The 26,402-nt window shown below is 59.5% G+C and carries 30 protein-coding genes and 1 tRNA gene; 18 read left to right on the forward strand and 13 right to left on the reverse strand.

Translation table 11 applies throughout. From position 1 onward, the window contains the following. Positions 1-3: 3 nt before the first annotated feature. The 7 genes from ACR0EZ_RS03430 to ACR0EZ_RS03460 form a co-directional block, all read right to left on the reverse strand. The gene (locus tag ACR0EZ_RS03430) at positions 4-777 is read right to left on the reverse strand and encodes an ABC transporter ATP-binding protein (RefSeq protein WP_480610856.1); all 774 of its coding nucleotides are present in this window, start codon (positions 775-777) and stop codon (positions 4-6) included. Further along, positions 774-1,538, reverse strand: coding sequence for an ABC transporter ATP-binding protein (locus tag ACR0EZ_RS03435; protein WP_480610859.1), 765 nt, complete (start codon positions 1,536-1,538; stop codon positions 774-776). The genes ACR0EZ_RS03430 and ACR0EZ_RS03435 overlap by 4 nt, the downstream gene beginning before the upstream one ends. Then, on the reverse strand, positions 1,535-2,632 hold the full coding sequence (locus tag ACR0EZ_RS03440) for a branched-chain amino acid ABC transporter permease (RefSeq protein WP_480610861.1): 1,098 nt from the start codon (positions 2,630-2,632) through the stop codon (positions 1,535-1,537). Before ACR0EZ_RS03440 ends, ACR0EZ_RS03435 begins: the two co-directional genes overlap by 4 nt. A gap of 3 nt (positions 2,633-2,635) precedes the next feature. Continuing rightward, on the reverse strand, positions 2,636-3,511 hold the full coding sequence (locus ACR0EZ_RS03445) for a branched-chain amino acid ABC transporter permease (protein WP_480610863.1): 876 nt from the start codon (positions 3,509-3,511) through the stop codon (positions 2,636-2,638). Between the two features lie 74 nt (positions 3,512-3,585). After that, positions 3,586-4,614: a zinc-binding dehydrogenase gene (locus ACR0EZ_RS03450; RefSeq protein WP_480610865.1), complete on the reverse strand. Its 1,029-nt coding sequence runs from the start codon at positions 4,612-4,614 to the stop codon at positions 3,586-3,588. 169 nt (positions 4,615-4,783) lie between these two features. Further along, the gene (locus ACR0EZ_RS03455; protein ID WP_480610868.1) at positions 4,784-5,305 is read right to left on the reverse strand and encodes a hypothetical protein; all 522 of its coding nucleotides are present in this window, start codon (positions 5,303-5,305) and stop codon (positions 4,784-4,786) included. Between the two features lie 430 nt (positions 5,306-5,735). Beyond that, positions 5,736-5,825 (reverse strand) — tRNA-Ser (locus ACR0EZ_RS03460). Positions 5,826-5,948: 123 nt separating this feature from the next. On the opposite strand from ACR0EZ_RS03460, the gene ACR0EZ_RS03465 reads away from it, so the two are divergent. From ACR0EZ_RS03465 to ACR0EZ_RS03505, 9 genes are all read left to right on the forward strand, one after another. Continuing rightward, entirely contained in the window at positions 5,949-6,791 is an 843-nt protein-coding gene (locus ACR0EZ_RS03465) for a DUF2059 domain-containing protein (RefSeq protein ID WP_480610870.1), read from the forward strand. After that, entirely contained in the window at positions 6,791-7,591 is an 801-nt protein-coding gene (locus ACR0EZ_RS03470) for a DUF2059 domain-containing protein (RefSeq protein ID WP_480610873.1), read from the forward strand. Before ACR0EZ_RS03465 ends, ACR0EZ_RS03470 begins: the two co-directional genes overlap by 1 nt. 211 nt (positions 7,592-7,802) lie before the next feature. After that, positions 7,803-8,414: a 50S ribosomal protein L21 gene (locus ACR0EZ_RS03475; RefSeq protein ID WP_170539672.1), complete on the forward strand. Its 612-nt coding sequence runs from the start codon at positions 7,803-7,805 to the stop codon at positions 8,412-8,414. A gap of 11 nt (positions 8,415-8,425) precedes the next feature. After that, positions 8,426-8,695: a 50S ribosomal protein L27 gene (rpmA, locus tag ACR0EZ_RS03480; RefSeq protein WP_010440093.1), complete on the forward strand. Its 270-nt coding sequence runs from the start codon at positions 8,426-8,428 to the stop codon at positions 8,693-8,695. 95 nt (positions 8,696-8,790) lie between these two features. Next, positions 8,791-9,399 (forward strand): LysE family translocator, encoded by a 609-nt coding sequence (locus tag ACR0EZ_RS03485; RefSeq protein ID WP_480610876.1) that lies wholly within the window; start codon positions 8,791-8,793, stop codon positions 9,397-9,399. Then, positions 9,396-9,932: a GNAT family N-acetyltransferase gene (locus ACR0EZ_RS03490; protein ID WP_480610877.1), complete on the forward strand. Its 537-nt coding sequence runs from the start codon at positions 9,396-9,398 to the stop codon at positions 9,930-9,932. Before ACR0EZ_RS03485 ends, ACR0EZ_RS03490 begins: the two co-directional genes overlap by 4 nt. A 37-nt stretch (positions 9,933-9,969) precedes the next feature. Then, positions 9,970-11,004: a GTPase ObgE gene (obgE, locus tag ACR0EZ_RS03495; RefSeq protein ID WP_480610880.1), complete on the forward strand. Its 1,035-nt coding sequence runs from the start codon at positions 9,970-9,972 to the stop codon at positions 11,002-11,004. Then, a complete protein-coding gene (gene proB, locus ACR0EZ_RS03500; protein ID WP_480610882.1) occupies positions 10,992-12,098 on the forward strand; it encodes a glutamate 5-kinase in 1,107 nt (368 codons plus the stop codon). The genes obgE and proB overlap by 13 nt, the downstream gene beginning before the upstream one ends. A 39-nt stretch (positions 12,099-12,137) precedes the next feature. After that, positions 12,138-13,400: a glutamate-5-semialdehyde dehydrogenase gene (locus ACR0EZ_RS03505; RefSeq protein ID WP_480610885.1), complete on the forward strand. Its 1,263-nt coding sequence runs from the start codon at positions 12,138-12,140 to the stop codon at positions 13,398-13,400. On the opposite strand, the gene ACR0EZ_RS03510 is transcribed toward ACR0EZ_RS03505, so the two are convergent. After that, a complete protein-coding gene (locus ACR0EZ_RS03510) occupies positions 13,397-13,993 on the reverse strand; it encodes a histidine phosphotransferase family protein (protein ID WP_480610888.1) in 597 nt (198 codons plus the stop codon). The genes ACR0EZ_RS03505 and ACR0EZ_RS03510 overlap by 4 nt on opposite strands. A 42-nt stretch (positions 13,994-14,035) precedes the next feature. On the opposite strand from ACR0EZ_RS03510, the gene ACR0EZ_RS03515 reads away from it, so the two are divergent. From ACR0EZ_RS03515 to tsf, 5 genes are all read left to right on the forward strand, one after another. Then, a complete protein-coding gene (locus ACR0EZ_RS03515) occupies positions 14,036-14,218 on the forward strand; it encodes a DUF3553 domain-containing protein (RefSeq protein WP_170430504.1) in 183 nt (60 codons plus the stop codon). Between the two features lie 99 nt (positions 14,219-14,317). Continuing rightward, complete coding sequence (gene olsB / locus ACR0EZ_RS03520; protein ID WP_480610891.1) at positions 14,318-15,073, forward strand: L-ornithine N(alpha)-acyltransferase; 756 nt, start codon at positions 14,318-14,320, stop codon at positions 15,071-15,073. Continuing rightward, positions 15,060-15,911, forward strand: coding sequence for a lyso-ornithine lipid O-acyltransferase (olsA, locus tag ACR0EZ_RS03525; protein WP_480610894.1), 852 nt, complete (start codon positions 15,060-15,062; stop codon positions 15,909-15,911). Before olsB ends, olsA begins: the two co-directional genes overlap by 14 nt. Positions 15,912-16,102: 191 nt before the next feature. Next, the gene (gene rpsB / locus ACR0EZ_RS03530; protein ID WP_480610897.1) at positions 16,103-16,894 is read left to right on the forward strand and encodes a 30S ribosomal protein S2; all 792 of its coding nucleotides are present in this window, start codon (positions 16,103-16,105) and stop codon (positions 16,892-16,894) included. Between the two features lie 77 nt (positions 16,895-16,971). After that, positions 16,972-17,847 (forward strand): translation elongation factor Ts, encoded by an 876-nt coding sequence (gene tsf / locus ACR0EZ_RS03535; RefSeq protein ID WP_480610900.1) that lies wholly within the window; start codon positions 16,972-16,974, stop codon positions 17,845-17,847. A gap of 373 nt (positions 17,848-18,220) precedes the next feature. On the opposite strand, the gene ACR0EZ_RS03540 is transcribed toward tsf, so the two are convergent. From ACR0EZ_RS03540 to ACR0EZ_RS03550, 3 genes are all read right to left on the reverse strand, one after another. Beyond that, positions 18,221-18,976, reverse strand: a complete 756-nt coding sequence (locus ACR0EZ_RS03540; protein WP_480610903.1) for an autoinducer binding domain-containing protein — start codon at positions 18,974-18,976, stop codon at positions 18,221-18,223. After that, positions 18,973-19,422 (reverse strand): type II 3-dehydroquinate dehydratase, encoded by a 450-nt coding sequence (aroQ, locus tag ACR0EZ_RS03545; RefSeq protein WP_480610906.1) that lies wholly within the window; start codon positions 19,420-19,422, stop codon positions 18,973-18,975. Before aroQ ends, ACR0EZ_RS03540 begins: the two co-directional genes overlap by 4 nt. A gap of 125 nt (positions 19,423-19,547) precedes the next feature. Further along, entirely contained in the window at positions 19,548-20,549 is a 1,002-nt protein-coding gene (locus ACR0EZ_RS03550; protein WP_480610908.1) for an NADPH:quinone oxidoreductase family protein, read from the reverse strand. Between the two features lie 109 nt (positions 20,550-20,658). Here ACR0EZ_RS03550 and ACR0EZ_RS03555 point away from each other — a divergent pair, with 109 nt between their 5' ends. Both ACR0EZ_RS03555 and ACR0EZ_RS03560 read left to right on the forward strand, forming a co-directional pair. Further along, a complete protein-coding gene (locus tag ACR0EZ_RS03555) occupies positions 20,659-21,477 on the forward strand; it encodes an SDR family NAD(P)-dependent oxidoreductase (protein WP_480610911.1) in 819 nt (272 codons plus the stop codon). A gap of 5 nt (positions 21,478-21,482) precedes the next feature. After that, the gene (locus tag ACR0EZ_RS03560) at positions 21,483-22,511 is read left to right on the forward strand and encodes a phosphotransferase (RefSeq protein ID WP_480611151.1); all 1,029 of its coding nucleotides are present in this window, start codon (positions 21,483-21,485) and stop codon (positions 22,509-22,511) included. A 3-nt stretch (positions 22,512-22,514) separates the two neighbouring features. Here the strand turns inward: ACR0EZ_RS03560 and ACR0EZ_RS03565 are convergent, their stop codons facing one another. Next, positions 22,515-23,126 (reverse strand): DsbA family protein, encoded by a 612-nt coding sequence (locus tag ACR0EZ_RS03565; RefSeq protein WP_480610913.1) that lies wholly within the window; start codon positions 23,124-23,126, stop codon positions 22,515-22,517. A gap of 180 nt (positions 23,127-23,306) precedes the next feature. Here ACR0EZ_RS03565 and ACR0EZ_RS03570 point away from each other — a divergent pair, with 180 nt between their 5' ends. Both ACR0EZ_RS03570 and ACR0EZ_RS03575 read left to right on the forward strand, forming a co-directional pair. Further along, positions 23,307-24,539: a serine hydrolase domain-containing protein gene (locus ACR0EZ_RS03570; protein WP_480610916.1), complete on the forward strand. Its 1,233-nt coding sequence runs from the start codon at positions 23,307-23,309 to the stop codon at positions 24,537-24,539. A 48-nt stretch (positions 24,540-24,587) separates the two neighbouring features. Beyond that, entirely contained in the window at positions 24,588-25,457 is an 870-nt protein-coding gene (locus tag ACR0EZ_RS03575) for an acyl-CoA thioesterase (RefSeq protein ID WP_480610919.1), read from the forward strand. On the opposite strand, the gene ACR0EZ_RS03580 is transcribed toward ACR0EZ_RS03575, so the two are convergent. After that, a complete protein-coding gene (locus tag ACR0EZ_RS03580) occupies positions 25,454-26,221 on the reverse strand; it encodes an SDR family oxidoreductase (protein ID WP_480610922.1) in 768 nt (255 codons plus the stop codon). The genes ACR0EZ_RS03575 and ACR0EZ_RS03580 overlap by 4 nt on opposite strands. Positions 26,222-26,402: the final 181 nt, after the last annotated feature.

Genomic DNA, 26,402 nt, shown 5'->3' on the forward strand with positions numbered 1-26,402 from the left:
GGCTTACCTCCACGTCTTCTTGCGTTTCCAGCGGCGGTTTTCCCGCGCGCCTTCTTCCTGAACGCCCAGATAGAAGTTCCGGATGTCTTCGGATTGCAGCAAGGCGTCTGCGGCCCCGTCCATCACGATGCGCCCGACCTCCATTACATAGCCATGATGGGCCAGTTCCAGCGCCGCGTGGGCGTTCTGCTCGACCAGCATCATGGTCATATTCTGCTCATCGTTCAGGCGTTTGAGAATACCGAAAATCTCCTGCACCAGCAGCGGTGAGAGGCCTAGCGAGGGTTCGTCCAGCAGCATGATCTTCGGGTTCGCCATCAGCCCGCGCCCGATGGCCAGCATCTGCTGTTGCCCGCCGGACAGAGTGCCGGCCTCTTGCATGCGGCGTTCTTTCAGGACCGGGAAATAGCTGAACACCATCTCGCGATCCTGTTCGATCCGGGATTTGTCCGCCACCGTATAAGCCCCAAGGCTGAGGTTTTCGTTCACGGTCAGCAGCGGGAACACCTCGCGCCCTTCGGGAACATGCACGATACCCTTCTGCACGACCTTGTGCGGCTCGGACCCCTGAATGTCCTGCCCTTCAAAGGTGATTTGGCCCTTTTCCGGGTCCATCACGCCCGACACCGTTTTCATCAGCGTCGTTTTTCCGGCACCGTTTGCGCCAAGGATCGAAACGATCTGCCCCTGCGAGACGTCCAGCGAAACACCCCGGATCGCCATGATCGGGCCATAGAAGCTTTCGATATTCCGGATTTTCAGGATCGGTTCAGTCATGAGGCTTTGCCCAAATATGCCTCAACCACGGCCGGGTGGGATTGCACCTCGGATGGTGTTCCCAGTGCCAATCTTGCCCCGTCAGCCATCGCCAGCACCCGGTCCGAGACACCCGAAACCAGCCCCATGTCATGTTCCACCATCAGCACGGTGATCCCCATCTGCCGCCGGATGTCGTCGATCCACCAGCGCATATCGGTGGTCTCTTCAACCGACAGGCCCGAGGCCGGTTCGTCCAGCAACAGCAGTTTGGGATCGGTCGCCAGCGCCCGGGCAACTTCGACCACTTTGCGGACGCCATAGGGCAGGCCCGAGATCATCTTGTCGCGAAATGCCTGCAGGTCCAGAAAGTCGATGATTTCCTCGACCTTTTCGCGGTTCTCCAACTCCTGTCGCCGGACGGAAGGGGTGAACAGGATTTCCGAGATCAGGTTCGTCTTGCGGTGCCGATGCCGCCCGACCAGCAGGTTTTGCAGGACGGTGGCGTGTTCGAACAGTTCGATGTTCTGGAACGTCCGCGCGACGCCATAGGCGGCAACGCCCGAGGCTTTGACCTGTAACAGATCGTGCCCGTCGAACCGGATGGCCCCGGCATTGGGTTCATAGAACCGCGAAATCAGGTTGAATACCGTGGATTTCCCCGCACCGTTCGGGCCAACGATGGCGAAAACCTCGCCTTGCTCGACCTCGAATGACAGATTGTCGACTGCGGTCACGCCGCCGAATGTAAGCGTGACGCCTTCGAACTCAAGCAGGCTCATCTCAAGCGCTCCGTCTTGAGGTAGGATTTCTGCCGTTTGAACATATCCTTGCGGTAGAAGGGGAACAGTTCGAACCAGGTGCGGATTTTCAGCCAGCGGCCATACATGCCCATCGGTTCGAACAGGATGAAAGCGATCAGGATCATGCCGAAGATGCCGAATTCCAGCCCGGGAATGGCGACGGTGTTGCCGCCGAAAACTGCCCCAACATACTCTTTGGAAATCGACAGGAACTGGGGCAGAAAGCCGATCACGATAGCCCCCAGAAACGCCCCATGGATCGAGCCGAGCCCTCCGATCACGATCATCATCAGCAACTGGATCGAGATCAGGACATTGAAGGTCTCGTTGTTGAAAGCCCCCGCGAACATGCCCATCAGCGCCCCGGCCCAGCCGGTCACGGCGCAGGACAGGGCGAACGAGATCATCTTGGTTCTGGCGATATCCACACCCATCGCCTGTGCCGAAACCTCTGAGTCGCGCACGGCGATGAAGCTGCGCCCCAAGGGCGCGCGCAGCAGATTGATGTAGCCCAGCGTCACAATCACCGCGACGGCCAGAACCAGCCAGTAGAAATCCTTGGGCGTGGCCCAGCGGTCAACGAGATGACCGAAAATCTCGACCCCGCCCAGATACTTACCGGCGACGCCTCCGGTCAGGGGTTCGGCCAGCACGATCACGTCGTCCATCAGGATCGACAGCGCCATGGTGAAAATCGCCAGATAGATGCCGTGCAGGCGCAGGGCAGGGATCGCCACCGTCACCCCGGCAATCCCGGTCAGCAGACCTGCCAGCGGAAAGGCGATCAGAAAAGGCACTCCCGCCTCGATCAGGTTCACGTTGGCATAACAGCCAAAGGCCAGAAACGCCGCGTGGCCAAGGCTGACCTGCCCGGTGTGCCCAGTCAGGATCATCAGCCCCAGACCGGCGATGGCCCAGATAAGAACGTTGGTCAGTTCGCCCAGATAGAAGTCGTCCAGCAACCACGGCGCGGCAAAAACGACCAAAAGCAGGATCAGGTAGAGGCTCAGCTGATACCGGTCCTTCCAAGGCCAGATATCCTGCATGTAGTCGGTTTTGAAGACGATGCGCATGCGTCAGACCTTTTTCAGCCGGACCTGGCTGAACAGACCGTTGGGGCGGAAGATCAGAACCGCCAGCAGCAAGGCATACGGGGCGATCTGGCTGTACCCGGCGGCGATGTAGCGGCTGGCGAAGGGTTCGATGACACCGACGATCAGCCCGCCCGCCAAAGCGCCGGGCAGGCTGCCGAACCCGCCGATCACGGCGGCGGCGAAAGCCTTGATGCCCAACAGGCCCGTGGTGGGATCAACCGAACCTTTGGCGGCAAACAGAATGCCCGCGATCCCGGCCACGACGCCTGCCAGCGCCCAGATAAACCCCTGCACCCGCTTGACCGGAACGCCCATGTAATAGGCCGCCAATTGGTTCTGCGAGGCACCCTGCATGGCCAGCCCCAACTTGGTTTTGCTGAAAAAGACGTAAAGGCCCCAGGTCAGCAGGACGGTGACAATAATGACGGCCACATCCTCCATCCCCAAAACCAGCCCGCCAAAACGCACCTCTTTCCCCGCCAGCGGGTTTTGCAGCGTCTGGGGTTCGTGGCCCCAGATCAGCCCGGCGAAAAAGCGGATCACGAAGCCCAAGGCGATAGTGAGGATGACGACGGCGGTCTGGCTTTCGCCAAACAGGCGGCGGATGATAAGGCGGTCCAGCAGATACCCCAATGCCCCCATGATCCCCAGCGAGATCGGCAGCGCCAGCCAGAAGGGCAGCCCCATATATTCGGTATTGGTCAGGCCAATCGTGACAAAGGCCCCCAGCATCATGAAATCGCCCTGCGCGAAATTCACCGCCTCGGTCGCCTTGTAGATCAGCACGAACCCAAGCGCGATCAGGCCGTACACACAGCCATTCGCCAGCCCGCTGATCAGCAGCTGCGCGTTGTCCAAATTCACCTCCCCGTGCCGGTTTGCCAGTCCCTGAACCGCCCGCGGCATTCTTGTTGTTGGCGGGTTTGGTTCTACTATGGCGTGATCATCACCTTGCCGTCACTCTTTTTCAGCGCCCCGGCCAGATTTGGCACCACTTCCTTCAGGGTAATCCGCTCGGACACATCGGTTTTCCAGCGCCCGTCGGCGAAACGGGCCTGCACCTCGGCCACCACGCGCATCTGATCGGAGGGTGGCGTGGACATCATCCAGTTGGTCAGCCAGAACCCCTCGATCCGTTTGCCCATGAAGATCAACTGACCGGTTTGCGTCAGGGTCGGGGCCTGGTTGCTCAGCTTGCCGTAGCAAATCCAGCGCGCGCGGTTGGGCATGGCGGTAAACACCTGTTCCGACAATTGATCCATGACCGCATCCAGGAACACGCGGGGTTTCAGGCTGGCGCTGAGGTCGGCGAATTTCTGTCCGACATCAGGGTCCGTCGTGACCAGCACCTCAGCCGCACCAAGCTGTTTCAGGTTTTCCGCAGCCTCGGCACGGCGCACCAACGCGATGGATTTCAGCCCCAGATCACGCCCAAGACTGCACATCAGCTTGCCCAACTGGCTGGTCGCTGCAGAAATCACAAAGGCCTCACCTTCCTGCTTGGCGATGTCCACCATCGCCATCGCTGTCAAAGGGTTCACGATCTGCGCCGCGCCATCTTCGTCCGAGATATCAGGGCGCAGGGGGATGCAGGTCTGCATTTGCGTCACGACATATTCGGCCCAGGCACCCGAGCCTGCGGCGACAAAGGCGACACGCTGCCCCCGCAGCCCTTCGGCCCCTTTGCCCGTTGCAACCACATCGCCGCAGCCTTCGAAGCCCGCAGCTGCGCCCTGGACCCGGGGCTGCCCGTATTCACCCTTGATAAAGTGCAAATCCGACGGGTTGACCGAGGCCATGCGCATCCGGATCAACACCTGTCCGGGGCCGGGTTTCGGGACGGGCAGTTCCGCCTCGGCCAGCCAATCGCTGGCGTTTTCGATCATGGGCCCGGTTGCCGTGCCGGAATAGCCGTCATGTTTCAGAACAGTCGCAAACATCGATGCGGGCAGGGTGGTCATGTGAAAATCCTCAGAGAAGTTGCTGCGGCGAGGTCAAAAATCCATCGCTGCGGAATTGGGGGCAAGCCAAACAAACTAAGGATCGGGCGTCAATCTGACCGCGTCCTGACGTGGCGGCAAACGCCAGCGGGACAGGCGGGGCCGCCACGGATGCGGCCCCGCCGGATTTTCATTGCTGAGTCAACAGGTTCTGCAAGTCCTGCAACTTGGTCAACGCCGTATCGGGCGCGGCCTTGATATCGTCGAGGATCTGGATCACCTGAGTTTTGATGTCCTGCGCCAGGGCGCTGTCCTGCACCGACGCAACCATCTTGTCATAGTCGAATTGCTGCGCTGTCAGCATGCCCTCCTGAACCCAGGTATCGAGCAACTCCTGCCCCTGACCGGCCAGCGAGGCAACTTCGTCACCCGCCTGGGTGGCTGCATCCGAGGCCTGATCCGCGATGGACGAGGCCGCTTCCGCCGCCTGTTCGGTCAGCGACGATGCGGCTTCACCGGCCTGCTCGGCGGCCGAATTCAGGGCCTCGGTCGTTGCCTCCTGTGCCGCCGAGGCGGCTTCGTTCAGGGCCTCGCCAGCGTCCTCAGCGGCAGATTGCAGTTGTTCGGACGGTGTCGGCTCGGGTTTGTTGATGTAATAGTACGCGCCAATGCCGATTACGGCGATTACGGCGATAAGAAGAATACGCGACATGAGTGCCTCCTTTTTGGAATGTGTCGCAGAGATGAGTCAAAATTAGCCCCGCGCAAAGGGGACTTCCCACTGTTTCGCGTCAGATCCGGGGAATGAGCCAAGCCACGCTGATCGCGCATAACGGGTACGGCGATTTAGCGCGCACCGGCAGGGTCATTTGCCGCAAAGCCCTTGAAACCGTTAGCATGCAGGGGCGAGGGTTCCCGTGCCGGTCAATCAAACGACAAAGATCTCCAGCGAGTTCGAGAATTCTTTGAGTTCCACCATACTGATTTCCTCGGCATTCGGCGAGTCCGACAGGCTCGCCTTAGCGCGTCCGTCGATCATGCTGAACATCTCTTGCACCGCCAAAACCGCGCTTTGGGCCGGGTTGTTCAGGGGCTGCGGCGCGCAGGAATTGAAAGCCGGAAACGATCACATAATGGAATAGTGGCGGAGAGACAGGGATTCGAACCCTGGGTGGGCTTGCACCCACAACGGTTTTCGAGACCGCCCCGTTCGACCACTCCGGCACCTCTCCGCGGGGGTCTGTGAGGGGGGGATTTAGTGGCGAACGGGCAGGGGTGCAAGCGGAAAATTCCTGAAATGCGCAAAGGCGGGATTTTCCATTGCCTGCGGACGTAAAACACCTAGGCTATCTGGTATGAGAAATTCTGCCCGACGCTTCGCCCATTCCCTCGTCCTGCCGCTGCTGGCGCTTGTTCTGATCCCGCTGCAGGTGGCCGCCGCAAATCGCGACCGGGTCGAGGCGTTTTTGACCACAACCGGATTTGACGTGGCGTTGGAAAGCATCGCTTTAGCCTCGGGCTCGGCTCCACAGATGCTGGGGATTGATCCGGAAGGGTTCGGCTCGGACTGGACACGCCTGACGGAAGAAGTATTCGACGTTGAAATCATGCATGAAACGGCGGTTGTGATCCTTGAACAGACGCTGAGCGACGAGGCGCTTACACATGCGGTAGAGTTCTATGCCTCGGATCTGGGGCAGCGGCTGGTTGAGGCCGAGAATGCCTCGCACCTGATCGAAGATGACGATGCGAAGGATCTGGAAGGGCAAAAGATCGTCTCTGACCTGATCCAGAAAGGCTCGCAACGGGTGGAAAGCTTCAAGCGGATGAACCGCGCGGTGGATGGCAGCGACACGTCGCTGCGCGCCCTGCAGGAAATTCAGCTGAGGTTTTTGCTGGCCGCAAGTGCATCGGGTGTGATCGAGCTGAAACTCGGGGCCGATGAACTGCGCGAAATGATGAAACGCAATGAAACCGGCATGCGTCAGGCGCTGCAACTCTCGGCGCTGGCCGGTGCGGCCTACACCTATCAGGATTTTTCCGACGACGACGTAGATGCCTATGTCAAGGCTCTGGAACATCCTCTGATGCAAGAGGTGTATGAACTGCTGACCGCCACCCAATACGAAATCATGGCAATGCGGTTCGAGGTTCTGGCCACCCGTATGGCTGAATTGCATCCCGCTCAGGACATATGATGCGCCTGGCACCGCTCCTTTTGGTTTCATTTCTCTGGGCGACCCCGCTTTTCGCGCAGGAACGGGTCGTCCGCTTGTCGCAGGCGCTGAAACTGGAACAGGTCATGGAGATACTGGCCAGCGAAGGCCAGGATCAGCGGCGCGAACTGGATGAGACGCTTTTGGACAATGCGGGCGGGGCCTTTTTTCAGGCGCAGGTCGAAGACATCTATGACCCTTTGTGGATGCGCAAACAGGTCGAGCATGCCTTTGATCAGGGGCTGACGGATGCGCAGCTGGAACAGGCCTCGGTGTTTTTCGAAAGCGATCTGGGGCAGACCATCATCTCGCTGGAAAATTCGGCACGCAGGGCGATTTCGGACGACGCGATCGAGGAAATGGCCCGCGACGCCTATGAGAACGCAAAGCGCGACTCGGTGCTGTTCGAACTGGTCGAGGAGTACATTCAGGTCAACAATCTGGTCGAACAGAATGTGCAGGGGGCGCTGAGTTCGGATTACAACTTCTTCAAGGGTCTTGATACCGATTCCCGTGGCGACGATGGCGAGCTGCTGGCCGAGCTTCTCTCGCAACAGGACAGCATGACCGCCGAGACAACGACATGGCTGTATTCTTTTCTGTTGATGGCCTATCGTCCGTTGGACGAGGCCCAGATGCGCGAAAACATCGCCTTTTCCCGAACCGACACCGGGCGCGCGCTGAATGAGGCGCTGTTTGACGGGTTTGACCGTATGTACGATCACATCTCGTACCGGCTGGGCGAGGCGGTGGCGCAGGCGCTGAAAGGATCGGACCTGTAACGCCGCTTTGGTGTTGACTTTCATCCGCAATCTATGGATAAGCGCGCATCCCGGCCGGTTTTCCGCGCCGGGTCTCGTTATTATTTGACCCTTTCGGATTGGTCCGGGGGTCAGTCACACGGCCCGAAAAGGGCGCGCTGTTCGAGGTGGCTTAGGCCAGAAACACCCGAGAGAGGGGACCACAGAACGCGGGTATGAAAAGGAAAGACGCATGTTTGCGGTCCTCAAGACTGGCGGCAAGCAGTACAAGGTTCAGGCGGGCGATATCCTCCGCGTTGAAAAACTGGCTGCCGACGCAGGTGAAAAAGTTCAATTCAACGATGTTCTGATGCTGGGCGGCGACGCTCCGGTTGTTGGCGCACCTTTCGTTGAAGGCGCAGGCGTACAGGCCGAAGTGATCGAACAGATCAAAGGTGACAAGGTCATCAAGTTCGTCAAGCGCCGTCGTAAGCACAGCTCGAAGCGTACCGTTGGCCACCGTCAGAAGCTGACCCTGGTCAAGATCACCGACATCCTGTCGTCGGGCGCTGACAAGTCGGGCATCAAAGCTGCAACCGGGTCTGCTCCAGCTGGCGAAGCGGCACCTGCTGCAAAGCCTGCCAAGAAAGCAGAAGCCAAAGCAGAGGCACCCGCCGCTGCTGCCGCCGACGATCTGACCAAGCTGAACGGTGTCGGCCCCGCCGCTGCCAAAAAGCTGGTTGAGGCCGGTATCGAGAGCTTTGCCGCTCTGGCCGCCTTGTCGGACGAGCAGATTGCTGCTATCGACACCATCAAAGTGAAACCCGAATGGGTTGAGCAAGCCAAAGAGCTGGCTCAGGGCTAAGGAGAGAGAGAATGGCACATAAGAAAGCTGGCGGTTCCTCCCGTAACGGTCGCGACTCAGCGGGTCGCCGCCTTGGCGTGAAACTCTATGGTGGCCAGGCAGCCATCGCAGGCAACATCATCGTACGTCAGCGCGGCACCAAGTTCTGGCCGGGCGAAGGCGTAGGCATGGGCAAGGATCACACCATCTTTGCAACCGTCGATGGCGCCGTGAAGTTCCACAAGGGACTCAAAAACCGCACCTTTATTTCGGTCCTGCCAGTGGCGGAGGCCGCAGAGTAAGCCGAAACCCAGAAGGTTTAGAAAAAATTCATGGGGGACCGGCAGAAAGTGCCGGTCCCCTTTCTCGTTTTAACGCAGTCGTGATTGAAAAACCGATGACAGTCGCAACCACCAGTTTCCTGATCTTTGCCGCCTCGCAGGTCGGCACGCCGGGACCGGCCAACATGGTCCTGCTGGGAACCGGTGCGCGCTATGGCTTTCGGGCGGCGCTGCCGTTTGTGGCTGGTGTTGTTCTGGGCAAGCAATTGATCATCTGGCCGGTCGGGTTCGGTCTGATGCAGATGGCGGAACAGGCCCCTTTGGTCTTTTCTGCCCTGAAATACGCCTCGGCAGCCTATGTCTGCTGGCTGGCGTGGAAGATTGCCAATCTGCGCCTGTCGTCCGGTGGCGATGTGGCCGAGGCCCCCGGATTCTTGGCGGGTCTTATCGTTCACCCCCTGAACCCAAAGGCGTGGGCGATGATTATTGCGGGATTCACGGGCTTTGTGGCTGCTGGCACGTCCAGCTTTGATGCAACGCTCACGATCGCGCTTTGTTTGTTGATCTGTCAGGTGGTTCTGCACCCGATCTGGACATTCGCAGGCGATAGAATCGCCCATGCGGTTGAAGGACGGCCTGCGGAAAAATATCTGATGTGGACATTAGCGAGTTTGACTGTTTTATCCGTAGCTTTTGTGTTGTTCGGAGGAGGAACACACCAATGAAAATTGAGACGATAATAAACCAGCCGGTCATTGAAACCGAGCGGTTCGATCTGCGCCCGCTGCGCCGGTCGGATATGGGTCTCATCGAATATTATGCAGGCGATGAGCGCGTGGCGCGTATGACCACCTCGATCCCGCATCCTTTGCCGCCCGGCTCGGTCGAGGCCTTTGTTTCGCGTTCGATGGCCGATGACCGCGACGAGGATGTCTGGGTCATGGATGCCACCAAGGATGGCGGACCGGAACTGATTGGCCTGATCTCTCTCAAGCGACTGGACCGGAACCAGTCCGAGGTCGGCTATTGGGTCGCGCCGATTTACTGGAACACCGGGATCGCGTCGCTGGCGGTTGAAACTCTGGTCAGGTCAAACCCGCTTGAGAACGCCAACATGTTTGCCAGCGTGTTTCAGGACAATCCGGCCTCGGCCCGGGTGCTGACCCATTGCGGGTTCCAGTACCTTGGCGATGCCGAAACCTATTCGGTGGCGCGCGATGCGAACGTGCCCACCTGGACGTACACCAAGAAACTCTGACTTGTGGCCGATGGGGCCTTTGCAGTAGGGGACACACATGAAATTTCTCGATCTTGCAAAGGTCTACATCCGGTCCGGGGCCGGAGGTAGCGGCTGCGTCAGCTTCCGGCGCGAAAAGTATATCGAATACGGCGGGCCGGATGGTGGCGACGGCGGTAAAGGCGGGTCTGTCTGGGCCGAGGTCGTGGATGGGCTGAACACCCTGATCGACTTTCGCTATCAGCAGCATTTCTTTGCCAAGAACGGCCAACCCGGCCGCGGCCAACAGCGCACCGGCAAGGATGGCGACGACATCGTTCTGCGCGTCCCCGTGGGCACCGAGATTCTGGACGAGGACGAAGAAACCGTCATCTGCGACCTGACCGAGGTCGGGCAACGGGTTCTGCTGGCCAAGGGCGGCAATGGCGGCTTTGGCAACCTGCATTTCAAATCGGCCACCAATCAGGCCCCCCGGCGCGCCAACCCGGGGCAGGCTGGGATCGACCGCACCATCTGGCTGCGGTTAAAGCTGATCGCCGATGTGGGCCTGCTGGGCATGCCGAACGCGGGTAAGTCGACCTTTCTGGCGGCCACCTCGAATGCGCGCCCCAAGATCGCGGACTATCCGTTCACAACGCTGCACCCCAATCTGGGTGTCGTCGGCGTTGACAACGTGGAATTCGTGGTTGCCGACATCCCCGGCCTGATCGAAGGCGCGCATGAAGGGCGCGGGATCGGCGACCGGTTCCTTGGCCATGTCGAACGTTGCGCGGTGCTGCTGCATCTGGTCGATGGCACATCCCAAACGGTGGCCGAAGACTATCGCACCATCATCCACGAGCTTGAAGCTTACGGCGGAGAGTTGGCCGAAAAGCCCCGGATCACGGTGCTGAACAAGGTCGATGCGCTGGATGACGAGGAGCGCGACCTCGCCAAAGCTGAGCTGGAACAGGCTAGCGGCGGCCCCGTCATGACCATGTCCGGCGTCGCTCATCTGGGCGTGACCGAGGTACTGCGCGCCCTGCGGGCTCAGATCGACGAAAACCGTCTAAGGCAAAAGCCCACCGAGGAGGCGCAGTCTTGGCAACCCTGACCTCCGCGAAACGTCTGGTTGTCAAGATCGGGTCCGCCCTTTTGGTGGACCGCGACGCCGGTTTTTTGCGGTCGGATTGGTTGCATTCTCTGGCGCAGGACGTAGCCTGGCTGAGGGGGCAGGGAACGGATGTCATTCTGGTCTCGTCCGGTTCAATTGCGCTGGGGCGCGGGGTTCTGGACCTTCCAATGGCGAACCTGCCCTTGGAACAGTCGCAGGCCGCCGCCGCCGTGGGCCAAATCCGTCTGGCCCGCGCCTACGAAGAGGCGCTGACCCCGCACGAGATCAAGACGGCTCAGGTGCTGGTAACGCTCGAAGACAGCGCGGATCGCCGCCGCTATCTGAACTCGCGGTCAACGCTTGAGACGTTGCTGAGTCTGGGCGTTGTGCCCATCGTGAATGAGAACGATACCGTCGCAACGGACGAGATTCGCTATGGCGACAATGACCGTCTGGCTGCTCAGATCGCGGTTACGGTCGGCGCGGATCAACTCATTCTGCTGTCAGACGTGGACGGGTTCTATTCCGGCAATCCCAACGAGGATGCCAACGCCACGCGGTATGAGGTGATCGACGAAATCACGCCCGAGATTGAGGCGATGGCCGGCGATGCCGGGTCGGGCCTGTCCAAAGGCGGCATGAAAACCAAGCTGCTGGCTGCCAAGATGGCAACTGCTGCAGGATGCACTATGGCGATTACTGAAGGGTCGCCCTTGAACCCGCTGAAAATGCTTGAAAATGGCGCGAACTGTACGTGGTTCACGGCAAAGCTTGACCCGCACGCAGCCCGCAAGCGCTGGATTTCCGCCATGAAGCCGCGCGGTGAGATTACCGTCGATGATGGCGCGGCACGGGCCCTTGCCAATGGCAAAAGCCTGTTGCCTGCCGGAATCACCGAAGTGACCGGGGATTTCGGGCGCGGCGATCCCGTTTCCGTCGTCGACTTAAGCGCCCGCCGGCTGGCACAAGGGCTAAGCCGCTATACTGCGCAAGAGGCGGACGCGATCAAAGGGCGCAAGTCGTCCGAGATTGAGGCGACGCTGGGCTATCCCGGTCGCGCCGCGCTGATACACCGGGATGATCTGGCCCTGTAACCTGAAATTTGGACTGTACCGACCTGAAAGGCTTGTAAAATGAAGGATATCGACAACATCCCCGCCCTGATGGCCGATATTGGACAGCGCGCCAAACAGGCCTCGGCCGATCTAGCCTTTGCCTCGGCAGAACGCAAACACGCCGCCCTGATTGCGGCGGCCGAGGCGGTCTGGAAGAACCGGGCTCAGATCATCGAAGCCAACCAGAAGGATCTGGAGTTTGGCCGCAAAAAGGGTCTGAGCCCTGCCATGATGGATCGCCTGATGCTGAACGAGGACCGTGTGCAAGGCATGGTTGACGGGCTGCGCACCGTCGCCGATCAGGCCGATCCTGTGGGTGAGGTTCTGACCGAATGGGATATGGCCTCGGGCCTGAACATCCAGCGAGTTCGCACGCCTTTGGGCGTGATCGGCGTGATCTATGAAAGCCGCCCGAACGTGACAGCGGATGCCGGGGCCCTGTGCCTGAAATCCGGCAATGCGGTGATCCTGCGGGGCGGGTCCGAGAGTTTTCATTCCTCGACCGCCATTCACGCCTGTCTGGTCGAAGGCCTGAAAGCCGCGAACCTGCCCGAGGATGCGATCCAGTTGATCCCGACCCGCGACCGCGCGGCGGTTCAGGAACTGCTGACGATGACAGATTACGTCGATGTGATCGTCCCGCGCGGCGGCAAAGGATTGGTTGGTCTGGTCCAGCGCGAGGCGCGAGTGCCGGTCTTTGCCCATCTCGAAGGCATCGTTCACATCTATATCGACAAAGCCGCCGACCCGCAGAAAACGCTGGATGTGGTGCTGAACGCCAAGACCCGCCGTACGGGGATTTGCGGCGCAGCCGAGTGCCTGCTGATCCATAAGGACGTGGCTGAAACACTTGGGCGCGATGTCGTTGCGGCGTTGCTTGCTGCAGGTGTCGAAGTGCATGCCGAGGGTTCGGTGGCTGTGGATGGAACGGTCGCGGCAACGGCTGACGATTGGGGCAAAGAATTTCTCGACAGCATCATCGCGGCTAAACCCGTTGCCGATATCGACGCCGCCATCGCGCATATCCGGCAGCACGGGTCCAACCACACCGATTGCATCATGACCGAGGATGCCGCCGCCGCCGCCCGGTTCTTTGAACGGCTCGACAGCGCCATCCTGATGCACAACGCCTCGACCCAGTTTGCCGATGGCGGAGAGTTTGGCATGGGCGCCGAGATTGGTATCGCCACCGGCAAGATGCATGCGCGCGGGCCGGTTGGGGCTGCTCAGCTGACCAGCTTCAAATACCTGGTGCGCGGGAACGGAACGACCCGCGCCTAGAACCGTAAAGCCACGCGGGTTGAGGCTGTTTCGACCGCAACCCGCCGCCCCATGGCCGAGGCGGTTTCGGGCAAAAGGGCAAATTGCACCTGCGCGGGCGTGACCTTGTTTGCAAAGCGCCCGGTTGGGATGCTTTTCCAAAGGTCCGGATCGATATTCAGCTTGTCGGCGGTGCCCGTCACAAGCCAGTTCTCGCCCTGTGACGCAATCTCGACCTCACCCCCAAAGGGCATGGCGCTATCGCAGCACATCAGCGCCAGAAAGGCCAGCTTCACCTGATTGCGCGGCACCGGCCCGGTCAGGTTCCAGTTGACCCGAACGCGACCTGACTGCGCGACGTCCCTGAGCAATTCGGCCACATCGGCCCGGCCCAATGGCTGATCGCTGGCCGACCCGAATGCCACGCGGAAAAACCGTATCCGTGCGCCTGCGCTGCCGACGCTGCCCGAGATTAACTCCATCTCGGGGCCCTGAACGGCACCGACCATGTCCAGCAACTCCAACCCGTTGGTGATCGCCCCGATCGGGCTGATCAGATCGTGGCAGATCCGAGAGCCGATCAACTCGGCCAGGTTGACGTCTGATGTGCCCATGCATACCTCCTGAGCGTACCTGCCACCGGACCGGAGCCCCGCATGACAGACCTGAATGCCATTCTTGCACCGGGCATGTTTGTCCGCCACCCGGATTTCCCCGATTGGGGTGTCGGACAGGTTCAGTCCAACATCGCAGGCAAGATCACCGTGAATTTCCGTGAGCAGGGGAAAGTGGTGATCGACGGAACGCGCATCGCCCTGATGCCGGTCTTTGATCCGTGAAACTGGTTTAGGAAAGGTTAACTGAGATCACCAGAGGTCATCCTGTTGCCTTTGGCCGAATATGTGCGATATCAGCCGCGTGTGACTTAAAGGACTGATATGCCTGACGCTGGCCCTTCATTTACCATCCGCCTTGCCGAAACCGAGGACGACCTGCTTGCCGCACAGCGCCTGCGCTATGACGTGTTCGTGCGCGAACTGGGCGGCGGGGGTGAGATGGTTGATCATGAAGCGGGGCTGGAACGCGACCGGTTCGATCCGTTCTTTGACCACATGCTTGCGATTGACGACGCGACTGGCGAAGTTGTGGGCGTTTACAGGCTGTTGCCGGGCGAACGTGCCGCAGAACTGGGGCAGTTTTATTCCGAAGACGAATACGATCTGTCCGTGCTGAAAGAAAGCCGGCGAAAGCTGCTGGAACTTGGCCGGTCCTGCCTGCATCCCGACTATCGCGGCGGCACGGCAATGTACCATCTTTGGAACGGTCTGGCCGCCTATGTGACCGAACGGGAGATCGAGGTTCTGTTCGGCGTCGCCAGCTTTCACGGCATCGATGTGCAGGCTCTGGCGCAGCCGCTTTCGATGCTGCACCACAATCACCTCGCGCCGCCGGATCTGAGGGTTCGGGCACAGCCCGAGGTCTTTCAGTCGATGGATCTGGTCGCGCCCGATGCGCTGGACCGGCGCGCGGCGATGGTGCAGGTGCCAGCGCTGATCAAAGCCTATCTGCGACTGGGCGGTTTCGTGGGCGAGGGAGCCTTTATCGACCACGCGTTCAACACCACCGATGTCTGCCTGATCCTCGATACGGCGCGCATTAATGACCGGCAGCGGCGTATTTATGGCGGAGCATAGATCTGTGAGTGACGCCTCGTGGCACAGCGATGACGCACCCGACCCGATTGAGCTGGGCCTTGTCGGCTGGCTGCTGGTCTTACTCCGGGGTCTGCCATTGGCGATTTTGGTGTTCGGCGGGCTGTTCATCCTTCTGGCCCTGCGCCTGATCGAGCGTCCGATTTACGGGGTGCGCCGCCCGATCACGCCTTACGTCGCCCAGTTTGTCTGCCGCAACGCATTCCGGATTCTCGGGATGGGGTTCCGCACGTCAGGCGAATTGATGAACGAGCGCGGCGCGGTGGTGGCGAACCATTCCTCGTGGCTGGACATCTTCGCACTGAATTCCCGTAAACGGGTGTTTTTCGTGTCCAAGGTCGAGGTTGCCAAATGGCCCGGCATCGGCTGGCTGGCGCGCGCGACCGGCACCGTTTTCATCGAACGGAACCCGAAAAAGGCGCGAGAGCAGACACTTCTGTTTCAGGAGCGTCTGACCGCGGGGCACAAGCTGCTGTTTTTCCCCGAAGGCACATCGACCGACGGACTGCGCATTTTACCATTTAAAACAACGCTTTTCGCGGCATTCTTCACCGAGGAACTGCGAGACTTCATGTATGTGCAGCCCGTCTCGGTCATCTATCACGCGCCGAAAGGGGAACCGGACCGGTTCTATGGCTGGTGGGGAGATATGGATTTCGCGCCGCATCTGCTCAAGTCTCTGGGTGCGCGCAGGCAGGGCTCGGTCGAGTTGATCTATCACAGCCCCGCCAAGGTCAGCGATTTCGCAAACCGCAAGGCGCTGGCCGCGCATTGCGAAGAGGCCGTGCGTCACGCGCATGCGCTGGCACGGCTAGAGTAATCCGACTGGAAATTCACTTTTCAGGTGATTTTTCACTTGTCGGGTGAACTCAGCTACCGTATACGCGCGCCATTCAAACCCGCAGGCGGGGTTTGGGCTTTGTAGGGGAGACATCCTTATCTGGCCCGCCGGTTGGAGCATCCGCTTCTTTCACCCCCGCCGAGGCGTAAACCGGAAAAGGAAAGTAAAGCATGGCTCTTCCCGAGTTCACCATGCGTCAGCTGCTGGAAGCTGGCGTTCACTTTGGTCACCAGACACAGCGTTGGAATCCCCGCATGGGCCCGTTCATCTACGGCTCGCGCAATGGCATCCACATCATGGACCTGACCCAGACCGTTCCGATGCTGGACCAGGCTCTGCAGGCCGTTCGTGACACCGTCGCAAAAGGCGGCCGCGTTCTGTTCGTTGGTACCAAGCGTCAGGCTGCTGGCCCGATCGCTGAAGCCGCCGAAAAATCGGCTCAGTACTACATGAACCATCGCTGGCTGGGCGGCACCCTGACCAACTGGAAAACCGTTTCCCAGTCGATCAACCGTCTGAACCAGATCGACGAAGCGATGGAATCGGGCGCCGAAGGCCTGACCAAGAAAGAGCGTCTGGGCATGGAGCGTGACCAGGCCAAGCTGCAGGCTTCGCTGGGCGGTATCCGCGAGATGGGCGGCGTTCCGGATCTGCTGTTCGTCATCGACGTCAAGAAGGAAGCACTGGCCATTGCCGAAGCCAACAAGCTGGGTATCCCGGTTGTGGCTGTTGTCGATACCAACTGTTCGCCCGACGGCGTTGACTACATCATCCCCGGCAACGACGACGCAGCGCGCGCAATCGCTCTGTATTGCGACCTGGCCGCACGTGCCGCTCTGGACGGTATGACCGCTCAGATGGGTGCAGCCGGCGTTGACCTGGGTGCGTTCGAAGAAGCTCCGGTTGAAGAAGCCGTTGCAGAAGAAGCCCCCGCCGAAGCAGAAACACCTGCCGAAGCGTAAGCTGCCCGTCACGTAAATGACATATGGGGCAGGGTATGACCTGCCCCAAATCCGTTTGAATTGAGGAGAGCCAAGAGATGGCAATCACAGCAGCAATGGTGAAAGAACTGCGCGACCAGACCGGCGCAGGCATGATGGACGCAAAAAAAGCGCTGACCGAAACCGGCGGCAACATGGACGAGGCCGTTGACTGGCTGCGCACCAAAGGTCTGGCCAAAGCGGCCAAGAAATCGGGCCGTACCGCAGCCGAAGGTCTGGTTGCTGTTCACGTCAACGGCGGCAACGGTGTTGCTGTCGAAGTGAACTCAGAAACCGACTTCGTTGCGAAAAACGCCGAGTTCCAGGAAATGGTCGGCAAGATCGCATACGCAGCCGAAGGCGTCGACAGTGTCGAGGCTCTGCTGGCGGCCGATCTGGGCGGAAAGAACGTTGCTGACACCCTGACCGACAAGATCGCCACCATTGGCGAGAACATGTCGGTGCGCCGCATGGCGAAACTGTCGGGCGACACTGTTGTATCCTACGTCCACAACGCGGCCACCAACGGCATGGGCAAAATTGGCGTTCTGGTTGCTCTATCGGGCGGTGACGAAGCCATTGGCAAGCAGGTTGCGATGCACATCGCGGCTGTGAACCCGGCGGCTCTGTCCGAGGCCGACATGGACCCGGCGGTTGTCGAGAAGGAAAAGCAGGTTCAGATGGACATCGCCCGCGAATCCGGTAAGCCGGAGCAGGTGATCGAGAAGATGATCGTCGGCCGTATGAAGAAATTCGTCGCGGAATCGACCCTGCTGAACCAGCAGTTCGTTGTAAACCCTGACCTGACCGTTGAAGCAGCGGCCAAGGAAGCAGGTGCAACCATCACCGGCTTCATCCGTCTGGAAGTTGGCGAAGGCATCGTGGTCGAAAAAGAAGACTTCGCCGCCGAAGTTGCCAAGGCCGCACAGGGCTAAGTGATTTCCCCGGACCTTGGGAACAGGGTCCGGGAATACGCAAAGATCGGTCACGCATTGCGTGGCCGATTTTTTTGTTTGGGCACAAAAAAAGACGCCGAAGCGCCCGCAAATCCTCAGGTTGGTGAATGAGGGGCCCCGCATGATGGGGATGGTCGAGGCCCCTCAAAAATTCCGACAAAGGTACGCGGACGAATAGACGCCCCTGTGCCAGACCGACCGGAGAGCTTTGGTATTGCAAAGATCCGACCAAATGTTCCCTGGCTAAAGCCACCACTCACGGAACATTAACAGTCTGCAACTTTGCTGTCAGAACGAAAAGTCATGATTTCCTTACCCTAGGTAAAGTAAGGTCATATGACGCTAGAAGAGGCTAAGCCTCCATCACGAACATTTGATTCTGCAAGGACGCCTTCAACACGGCCTGCGCGGTGGTTTCGACCGACAAAGCCTCGCGCGCCAGCCTCAGGTGCTTTTCCACGGTCGCCGAGGTTAGCCCCATCAGCAGCGCAATGTCCTGCGTGGTCTTGCCGTCACCCACCCATTGCAACGCCTCGCGCTGACGCTTCGTCAGGGCACGGTTCGGCGCGTTGTAGGGCAGGGTCAGGATTTTCAGGTGCGCCATGTTGTTCATCAACAGGATGTCGTCGCCATGCTCGTCCCAGACCGCATCCAGCTGGTCCTGCGTCATGTCGCCGTAATGTGCCATCGAGATCGCACCCTTGGACCGCATCGACACCGAGGTGAAGCTGATCGTGAAGCCCACGGTCGCGCCCTTTGCCCGGTTGAACTCATAGACTCGCCGTTCCTCGGCAGTCATGGTTCCGCTGGACATTGCCTCGTTGATCAGGCGCCAGCTTGCAGCACCTTCATTCTGCAGCGCCCATTTCAACATCGGCGCGTTGAAATACAGGCCCGACCGCAGAAACCCGTCCAGATATTCCTGACAATGGTTGGTCAGGATCACGAAATCCTCGGGGTCGCCAAGCGAGGTTTCGGTGCGGTATTGCGTATAGCCATAAAGCAAACGGTCAAACCCGTATTGCGCCATCTGGCGGCAATGCGCATCCCAAAGCTCTTCCAGAGTCTTTGTGTAGCTTAGAAAATTGAGATACTCGGACAGGTTCATCCCGCACTCTCCGTTCCCAAATGCGCCGCCAGCGCATCGAGCGCCAAAACGTAACTTTGCGCGCCGAAGCCGCAAATCTGACCCAACGCGACCGAGGCGATGTAGGATTTGTGCCGAAACGCCTCCCGCGCGTGGATGTTGGACAAATGAACTTCAACCATCGGAAGCGCGACCGAGGCAATCGCATCCATCAGCGCGATGGAGGTGTGGGTGTATGCCCCGGCGTTCAGAACCAGCCCGTCCTGCACACCACGTGCGCCGTGGATCGCATCGATCAGCGCCCCTTCGTGATTGGACTGGAAATGCGAAACCTCCAGCCCGACGGACGCGCCGTGGCTGGTGCATAAATCCTCGACCATCTGCAAGGTGGTACTGCCGTAAACCTCGGGCTGTCGCGTACCCAACAGATTGAGGTTCGGACCGTTCAAAACCAGTATTTTATGCATTATTCCATTGTCCCCATGTGGAATTCCTGACACGAACGGTTGGGGATGTCCACCGGGGTTTGCCCTTATGAGGCGAGTTCGCAACACCCCCCGGAGAGGCCGGGATACGCGCGGGGCTGACCCATTCAGCCCTCGTCAATGGTCACCACAACTTTGCCGAGAACGGACCGCCCGGACAAAAGCGCCAAAGCCTCGGCTGCGCGGCTAAGGGGGAACCGCTCGCTGATGCGCGGTCTGATACGGCCCGTTCCGTATAAGTCAAACAATTCGCTGATGTTTTCCGCATGGCCCTTGGGATCACGGAACACTGACGCGCCCCAGAAAACACCCACGATCTGGCAGCCTTTCAACAGCGCGAGATTGAGTGGGATGCTCGGAATCCCAGCCGGAAAGCCGACCACCAGATAGCGCCCTTTCCAAGCCATGCTGCGCAACGCCGGTTCAGCATACGCACCGCCCACCGCATCATACACGACATCAACGCCATCCCCTTTGGCCAGCGTCTTGATTTCCTTGGAAAAAGCTTTTTGGGCGTCCTTGGTCATTTCCTTGGAATAAACAATGGTCTCATCCGCTCCGATCTGGCGGCAGAATTCCGCCTTTTCCGCGGATGACACCGCCGCAATCACCCTTGCGCCCATCGCTTTGCCCAGTTCGATGGCAGCGCTTCCAACCCCGCCCGCAGCGCCCAGAATCAGCAGGGTCTCACCCGGTTGGATCGCGGCCCGGTCCTTCAGGGCGTGGTAGGACGTGCCGTAGGTGAAAATGAAACACGCGGCATCGTCATAGGGCATGGTTTCGGGCACCTTGATCGCTGACGCCGCTTTGAAGTTCAGATGCGTGGCGAACCCGCCAAAAGCGGTCAGGGCAAGGACCCTGTCGCCGACCGCAAAGCCGGTGACACCTTCGCCGATTGCCAGAACCTGGCCCGCAATCTCGCCACCCGGCGCAAAGGGGCGGGGTGGTTTCATCTGATACAGGTCCTGAATGATCAGGGTATCCGGAAAGTTCACGCCCGCTGCCTTGACGCCGACCAACAACTCCCCTTTGCCCGGCTGTGGATCAGGCAGGGTGGTGAGTTCCAGTGTCTCGGGCCCGCCCGGTGCGACGCTGAGTAATGCTTGCATGTTGATCCTGTTGCCCCTGTTATTCCCTGAAAGGGAAATTTCGGGGCAAGATCGCGCTGAGTCAACACAGGGACCCGCCGCCGCGTCGAACCCAACAGAGGAGCAGACAATGACGCCAGAAACGCTGTTTTCGCTGCACGGCAAGACCGCTTTGGTCACCGGCGGGGCCACGGGAATCGGACGCATGGCGGCAGAAGCGCTGGTTATGGCTGGTGCGCGCGTTCTGATCGCGTCGCGCAAGGGGGATGCCTGCGCCGCCGTTGCCGCCGAGTTGAATGCGATGGATGCCCCCGGCAATGCCGAGGGATTTGCCGGGGATTTGAGCAGCGAGGCGGGTATCGAGGCGCTGGCCTTGGAAATCAACACGCGCACGGACCGCCTTGATATTCTTATGAATAACGCCGGTGTCTCATGGGGCGCGCCGATCGGTCAGTTTCCGTATGACGCGTGGGATAAGGTCATGTCCGTCAACGTCGCGGGCATTTTTGAGCTGACACAGCGGCTGCTTCCCCTTTTGATGGCCTCGGCGACCGAGGATGACCCGGCCCGCGTGGTCAATGTCGGCTCGGTCATGGGCGAGGTGCCGATGGGGGACGGGGCCTACAGCTATTCGGCCTCGAAAGCCGCTGTACTGCATCTGACCAAGATCATGGCGAAAGAGCTTTCCCCGTATCACGTCACCGTCAACGCGCTGGCACCCGGCCCGTTTGTTTCGCGCATGACGGCGTTTGCCACGGAAGACGAAGGCACGCGCGCCAAGGTCGGAAAGTCGGTTCCGTTGGGACGCGTTGGCCGGGATGAGGACATCGCCGGGTGCATGCTGTTCCTGTGCGGCCGCGGCGGCAGTTACGTGACCGGCGCGGTGATACCGGTTTCCGGTGGCATCAATGTCGTGACGGCGGGCAATATCTTTGCCGAAGCTTTATGAGCGCCGTGATGAGCGACACCCCCGCCTTGGACCTAACCGCAGTCGATGCCTATCTGAGCGCCCATCTGGACGGCTACAAGGGCCCTTTGCAGGCCACCAAATTCGCAATCGGCCAGTCCAATCCGACCTTCGAACTTCGCACGCCCGATAAATCCTACGTCCTGCGCCGCAAGCCGCCGGGCGTTCTGCTGAAATCAGCCCACGCGGTCGAGCGGGAATTCCGGGTACAGCGCGCGTTGGCGGGCAGCCCCGTGCCGGTGCCCGAGATGCTGGTCCTGTGCGAGGACGAAACCGTCATCGGTTCGGCCTTTTACGTGATGGAACGTCTGGAGGGCCGGGTTTTTCTGGAACCGACCATGCAAGGCGAAAGCAATGAGACCCGAACTGCCGTCTTTGACGAGATGAACCGGGTTCTGGCCGCGTTGCATATGGTGGATATCGACGCGGTCGGGCTGGCAGATTACGGCCCGACGGGCAACTATTTCGAACGCCAGATCTCGCGCTGGACCAAACAGTATCGTGCGTCGGAAACCTCAGTGATCGAGGATATGGATGCGCTGATCTCTGCGCTGGAAAGCTCGATCCCCGCTGATGACGGGCAGAGAACTCTGGTTCACGGAGATTATCGGATCGACAACCTGATGTTCGCCCCGGACGGAACCAATTGCATCGGCGTGCTGGATTGGGAATTGTCCACCATCGGCCACCCCTACGCCGATCTGGCCGCCGTCATCATGCAGTGGCAGCTACCGCCGGGGAAAGAGGGGCGGGGCCTTGCCGGAATTGATCGCAACGCTCTGGGGCTGCCCTGCGATCAGGCCTTTGTCGCCCAGTATTGCCAGCGGCGCGGCCTGTCCGGGATCGATAATTTCGGCTTCTATCTGGCCTTCAACTTCTTCCGCATGGCCGGGATTCTGCAGGGCGTCTACAAACGGGCATTGGACGGAAACGCATCCGACCCGAAACGGGCGCAGGCCTTTGGGGCCTATGTTCCGGTGTTTGCCCGGCACGGTCTGGCTGCGTTGAGCAGTTGATGATCACGCCTTAGCCGGGGTGGACAGTTCAAGTTCCAGATTTGCCAGGCTGTTTTTGCCAAAGAACATCTCGGACCCCAGGAACATGCTGGGCACGCCAAACACACCGCGTTTAACGGCGGCTTTGGATTGCTCTTTCAATTTCGGTTTGGTGTCCGCGCTGGCAATAGCCTCGCGTATTTTGCGAACCGGAAGGCCGTGCTCGTGCAGGATATCTGTCAACACGCCAATTTCCTCGACCTTCTGACCATGCACCCAGATCGCATCAAAGATCGCGTCTATATAATTGGTTTCCCATGATTTCCCCATTGCAAACAACGCACCCCGCATTGCGAATTTCGTGTTCATCGGAAAATGAGGACTCATGTGAAAGCTGATCCCGCGCCGCCGGGCAAACCGGTGCAGATCATGCGTCAGGTACGAGGTCTTTTTGCGGTTTTCTGAAAACGCCTCGAACGGGTTTTGGTTGTGGGTCGCTTTGAAAACGATGGGCAGAAGGACCGGAACGTAGTTGATTTCGACCTTGTGCCGCGCGGCCAAATCGGGCAGCGCCTTATACGCAAGAAACGCATTGGGGCTGCAAAAATCGTAAACAAAATCTATGCTTTGCGCCATGTTGTTCCTCCGCGCCGGGTGTCAGGTTATGTTTGGGAACTGGAAAACTGCGAATCTGTACCACAGGCAGTCTAACAGTCCGAAGACAGTTTCAGCGATAACAATGATTTTCTTGAGAAATATCTGCAAATGCGGTCAGATCGCGTGGGCAAGCGACTAAGATCGGGACAGGGGCAGTAAATGTCGGGCAATGACGTAAAACTCGATCCGGCGCGGCTGGATCGCATCCGCCCGTGGATGGAGCGCTATGTCGAGCAGCGCAAATACGCAGGCAGTTCCTTTTTGCTGAAACAACACGGGTCCGAGGTGTTTTTTCACGCTCGCGGTCAGCGCGGCATTGAAAACGATCTGCCGTTCGAGCGGGATACATTGGCGCGCATCTACTCGATGACCAAACCCGTAACCGCCGTGGCCCTGATGATGCTGGTCGAGCGCGGGCTTTTTACGCTGGACGCTCCGGTCTCGGACTTCATCCCTGAATTCAAAGGCGTGCATGCGCTGATCCCCGGTGCCGAAACGCTGGACCAGACCGAGGATGCAACCCCGCCAACCCTGCACCAGATGCTGACCCATACCAGTGGCCTCAGCTATCCGTTCAACCCCGGCATTCTGCCGGCCGCGATGGATGAACAGGACCTGTTATTCAAGCCGGATCAAGGGCTTCTGGGCGACAGAGTACGCGACCTAGCGAAGCTACCGCTGGCCTTTCAGCCGGGCCGCCGCTGGGAATACTCGGTCAGCATGGACGTTCTGGGCTACGTCATCGAGCTCACCTCGGGCCAGACGCTGGATCAGTATTTCCGCGAACACATCTTTGACCCGCTGGGGATGCACGACACTGCCTTCCGGGTGCCAAACGGGGCAGGGGACCAGTTTGCGTCGCTCTACACCCCGCTGTCCGGCGACGCGATGGCGTTGAGTTCCGCCAATCTGGGCTCGGAAACCCTGCGTCTGGTGGATCAACCCGGCGATTCACCCTTTGAACGCACCACGACATTCTCCGGTGGCGGGGGATTGATCAGCACGATCGGCGATTTTACCAAATTTGCGGAAATGCTGCGGAACCGGGGCATGGGCAACGGTCATCGGCTGCTTGGCCCGAAGATCGTGGACTTCATGATGCGCAACCACTTGCCGGGCGACATTGCCTCCATGGGACCAAGCAGTTTTGCTGAACAGCCGATGGAGGGTGTGGGCTTTGGCATCGGCGGCTCGGTGCTGCTGGACCCGGGCAGGGCTCGGGTCCCCGGCTCGGTCGGGGATTTCAGCTGGGGTGGCATGGCCTCGACCTTTTTCTGGATCGACTGGGAAAACGATCTGACGGCGGTGTTTTTCACCCAGTTGTCACCCTCAAGCTCATACCCGTCGCGGGCCGAGCTAAAGGCGCTGGTTCAGGCTGCATTGGTTGAATGATCCGACAAAGGCAGTTACCCGTTTGAAAACCCCATCGGAGACCGAACCATGACCGAAGCCGAGCGCATTCTGCTTGATCTTTTGAACGTCGAACGGCTGGAGGTCGACCTGTTTCGCGGCACCGGTTCCGGCGGTGAAACACCGATGCGGATTTTCGGCGGTCACGTAATCGCACAGGCGCTGGCCGCGGCCTACAGAACGGTGGATGACCGGCTGTGCCATTCGCTGCACGCCTATTTCATTCGGCCCGGAGACCCGAGTATTCCTGTTGTTTATCAGGTGGATAGAGCGCGGGATGGAGGTTCTTTCACCACACGGCGCGTGGTCGCGATCCAGCACGGCAAGCAGATCCTGAACATGTCGGCCTCGTTCCATATTCAGGACGAAGGATGGTCCCATCAGCATCCGATGCCCGACCTGAACCCGCCGGAAACCTATCCGTCCATAACCGAGTTGCGGAACCGCTACCTGGAACGGGTTCCCGAGCAAATGCGCGAGGAATTGATGCGTGAGCGCCCGATAGAGGTGCGAGAGGTCGATCATCTGGACCTTTACCATCCCGCGGTCTCCGATGATCGGAACCAGATCTGGTTCCGCATGGGTGCAGCGGCCTCGGCAGATGCCAAAACGCAACATCTGCTTCTGGCCTATGCCTCTGACATGAGTCTGATGAGTTCGGGCATGCGCCCTCATGGGCTAAGCTGGTATACGGGCGAGGTGAACGGCGTCAGTCTCGACCACGCCATGTGGTTTCATTCACCCGTGCAATTCGACCAGTGGCATCTATACGCGATGGATTCGCCATGGGCGGGGCAGGGACGGAACTTTAACCGAGGGTCGATCTATTCGGAAAACGGTGATCTGGTTGCGTCGGTCGCTCAGGAAGGATTGATGCGACGGGCTCAGAAGCGGTCTTAGGTTTTTCCTGTAAACTGCTGATTTAGTTTCTGCATTCCTGCGATCCAGCGGTCATAATCCCCGGTTTTCAGCCTCATGTAGTTCAGAACCTCCGGGTGCGGCAGCACCAGAAATTGCTCGGCGCGGATGGCCTCAACGCAAGCTTCCGCGACGTCCTCAGGCTCCAGCATCCCGTCGATTGCCGCCACCGAATTCTCATGCCCGCGCGTCATTTCGGACCGCACAGCTTGCGGGCACAGAACCGAAACGCGCAGGCCCTGAGGGCCATATGTCAAAGCCAGCCACTCAGCCAATCCAACGGCGGCATGTTTGGTCACGGCATACGGTGCCGCACCGGGCTGGTTCAACAATCCGGCCGCCGAGGCCGTCGTCAGAAGATACCCACCGCCGCGCGCGACCATCCGGGGCACCAGATGCCGCGCGGTCCAAATGTGGGACATAACGTTGATGTTCCAGATACGAGCCCAGTCGTCGTCGGGAACTTCCAGACCGCCCAAGGTCAGGATTCCGGCATTTGCGCAGAACAGATCAATCGGGGCGATGCGTTCTTCGACCTGATCGATCAAAGCTAAGATGTCGGCCTCGGACGACACATCACAGCGAATGGCGTGTCCGCCGATGGCCTTGGCGGTTAGCCGGGCACCGTCGTCTTCAATATCGGAGCAAACCACCACGCCACCTTCGCGCGCAAACCCCTGCGCAAGGCCTTTTCCGATTCCTCGGGCAGCGCCGGTGACGACAACGGTCTTTCCATGCAATTCCATTTTTTCTTCCGACAACAGGCTTTTTGGGGCATGGTACGGTGTTGGATGCGGGATTACAGAGTTATTATTTTAACATAATTCTCATTATACGATTATTGGACCGCCTAAGGGCACATTCTAAACTGGGTTGCAATTTACCCTCTATCCAACTGCCAACAAACACAAACCACGTGATTTCAAC

Source organism: Ruegeria sp. AK4, from assembly GCF_056541025.1.

Bases quoted from the DNA above. Each gene is read 5' to 3' on its own strand.
- ACR0EZ_RS03505 (WP_480610885.1), top strand. From the start codon at position 12,138: ATGAAGGATATCGACAACATCCCCGCCCTGATGGCCGATATTGGACAG.
- ACR0EZ_RS03435 (WP_480610859.1), bottom strand. From the start codon at position 1,538: ATGAGCCTGCTTGAGTTCGAAGGCGTCACGCTTACATTCGGCGGCGTG.
- ACR0EZ_RS03580 (WP_480610922.1), bottom strand. From the start codon at position 26,221: ATGGAATTGCATGGAAAGACCGTTGTCGTCACCGGCGCTGCCCGAGGA.
- ACR0EZ_RS03515 (WP_170430504.1), top strand. From the start codon at position 14,036: ATGACAGACCTGAATGCCATTCTTGCACCGGGCATGTTTGTCCGCCAC.
- olsB (WP_480610891.1), top strand. From the start codon at position 14,318: ATGCCTGACGCTGGCCCTTCATTTACCATCCGCCTTGCCGAAACCGAG.
- ACR0EZ_RS03450 (WP_480610865.1), bottom strand. From the start codon at position 4,614: ATGACCACCCTGCCCGCATCGATGTTTGCGACTGTTCTGAAACATGAC.
- olsA (WP_480610894.1), top strand. From the start codon at position 15,060: ATGGCGGAGCATAGATCTGTGAGTGACGCCTCGTGGCACAGCGATGAC.
- ACR0EZ_RS03430 (WP_480610856.1), bottom strand. From the start codon at position 777: ATGACTGAACCGATCCTGAAAATCCGGAATATCGAAAGCTTCTATGGC.
- ACR0EZ_RS03465 (WP_480610870.1), top strand. From the start codon at position 5,949: ATGAGAAATTCTGCCCGACGCTTCGCCCATTCCCTCGTCCTGCCGCTG.
- tsf (WP_480610900.1), top strand. From the start codon at position 16,972: ATGGCAATCACAGCAGCAATGGTGAAAGAACTGCGCGACCAGACCGGC.
- ACR0EZ_RS03510 (WP_480610888.1), bottom strand. From the start codon at position 13,993: ATGGGCACATCAGACGTCAACCTGGCCGAGTTGATCGGCTCTCGGATC.
- ACR0EZ_RS03565 (WP_480610913.1), bottom strand. From the start codon at position 23,126: ATGGCGCAAAGCATAGATTTTGTTTACGATTTTTGCAGCCCCAATGCG.
- rpmA (WP_010440093.1), top strand. From the start codon at position 8,426: ATGGCACATAAGAAAGCTGGCGGTTCCTCCCGTAACGGTCGCGACTCA.
- ACR0EZ_RS03470 (WP_480610873.1), top strand. From the start codon at position 6,791: ATGCGCCTGGCACCGCTCCTTTTGGTTTCATTTCTCTGGGCGACCCCG.
- ACR0EZ_RS03550 (WP_480610908.1), bottom strand. From the start codon at position 20,549: ATGCAAGCATTACTCAGCGTCGCACCGGGCGGGCCCGAGACACTGGAA.
- rpsB (WP_480610897.1), top strand. From the start codon at position 16,103: ATGGCTCTTCCCGAGTTCACCATGCGTCAGCTGCTGGAAGCTGGCGTT.
- ACR0EZ_RS03440 (WP_480610861.1), bottom strand. From the start codon at position 2,632: ATGCGCATCGTCTTCAAAACCGACTACATGCAGGATATCTGGCCTTGG.
- ACR0EZ_RS03540 (WP_480610903.1), bottom strand. From the start codon at position 18,976: ATGAACCTGTCCGAGTATCTCAATTTTCTAAGCTACACAAAGACTCTG.
- ACR0EZ_RS03455 (WP_480610868.1), bottom strand. From the start codon at position 5,305: ATGTCGCGTATTCTTCTTATCGCCGTAATCGCCGTAATCGGCATTGGC.
- ACR0EZ_RS03555 (WP_480610911.1), top strand. From the start codon at position 20,659: ATGACGCCAGAAACGCTGTTTTCGCTGCACGGCAAGACCGCTTTGGTC.
- ACR0EZ_RS03570 (WP_480610916.1), top strand. From the start codon at position 23,307: ATGTCGGGCAATGACGTAAAACTCGATCCGGCGCGGCTGGATCGCATC.
- ACR0EZ_RS03485 (WP_480610876.1), top strand. From the start codon at position 8,791: ATGACAGTCGCAACCACCAGTTTCCTGATCTTTGCCGCCTCGCAGGTC.
- aroQ (WP_480610906.1), bottom strand. From the start codon at position 19,422: ATGCATAAAATACTGGTTTTGAACGGTCCGAACCTCAATCTGTTGGGT.
- ACR0EZ_RS03490 (WP_480610877.1), top strand. From the start codon at position 9,396: ATGAAAATTGAGACGATAATAAACCAGCCGGTCATTGAAACCGAGCGG.
- obgE (WP_480610880.1), top strand. From the start codon at position 9,970: ATGAAATTTCTCGATCTTGCAAAGGTCTACATCCGGTCCGGGGCCGGA.
- ACR0EZ_RS03475 (WP_170539672.1), top strand. From the start codon at position 7,803: ATGTTTGCGGTCCTCAAGACTGGCGGCAAGCAGTACAAGGTTCAGGCG.
- ACR0EZ_RS03575 (WP_480610919.1), top strand. From the start codon at position 24,588: ATGACCGAAGCCGAGCGCATTCTGCTTGATCTTTTGAACGTCGAACGG.